The following is a 794-nucleotide window of genomic DNA, read 5'->3' as shown; positions in this document are numbered from 1 at the left end:
TCGGTGCGCCACACCGCCTGCTTGGCGCCGGTCTGCTCGACGGCCTCCGTCAGCCAGTCCTGCGGATATTCCACCTGCACGACGCGGACCTTGCCGAGATCGCCGCCGGCAACCATCGCGCGCGCCTGCCGCACCATCGGGTAGCCGGTATAGTTATGGGTGAGGATGAACAGCGCCTCGCTTTCGTCGGCGAGCGCCTTCAGCTTCTTCGCGTCGGCGAGATTGGAGGTCAGCGGCTTGTCGCAGATGACGTGGATGCCGCGCTTGAGGAATTCCTTCGCCGCATCGTAGTGAACGTGGTTCGGCGTGACGATCGAAACCGCTTCGACGCCGTCCTTCAGGCGGGCCTCGCGGATCGCCATCTCCCTGTAGCTGCCATAGGTGCGCGACGGATCGAGCCCGAGCTCCCGGCCCGAGGCGGCCGCCTTTTCCGGCGTCGACGAGAGCGCCCCCGCAACCAGGTCGAACTGGTCGTCCAGCCGCGCCGCCATGCGATGCACCGCGCCGATGAACGCGCCAGCCCCGCCCCCCACCATGCCGAGCCGGATGCGCGCGCTCCGCTCCTCACCGTCCTTGCCCTCGATCGTCATAATCATCTCTCCATGAAGAAATTGGCCTGCGGTGGCGCCGCGAGCCCGGCCTCCCCGCCGGGGAGAAGAAAAAAATCACAGGCCGAGCATCCGGCGGTTGGCGGCCTCGTCGGTGCCGCCGGCGGCAAAATCGTCGAAGGCCCTTTCGGTGACGCGGATGATATGCGCCCTGACGAACTCGGCCCCCTCGCGCGCGCCGTCCTC

The 794-nt window shown here is 67.6% G+C and carries 1 protein-coding gene and 1 pseudogene; both read right to left on the bottom strand.

The window, feature by feature from the left end:
• Positions 1–590: Gfo/Idh/MocA family protein (locus ACFFP0_RS30990; RefSeq protein WP_377266084.1), on the bottom strand; the 590-nt coding region annotated here is incomplete at its 3' end.
• A 75-nt stretch (positions 591–665) separates the two neighbouring features.
• Positions 666–794, bottom strand: a pseudogene (locus tag ACFFP0_RS30985) (sugar phosphate isomerase/epimerase); the annotation flags it as partial.

Origin of the sequence: Neorhizobium puerariae (assembly GCF_042429745.1) — a bacterium.
Lineage (GTDB): Bacteria > Pseudomonadota > Alphaproteobacteria > Rhizobiales > Rhizobiaceae > Neorhizobium > Neorhizobium puerariae.
This window is presented reverse-complemented; position numbering and strand designations above follow the sequence as displayed.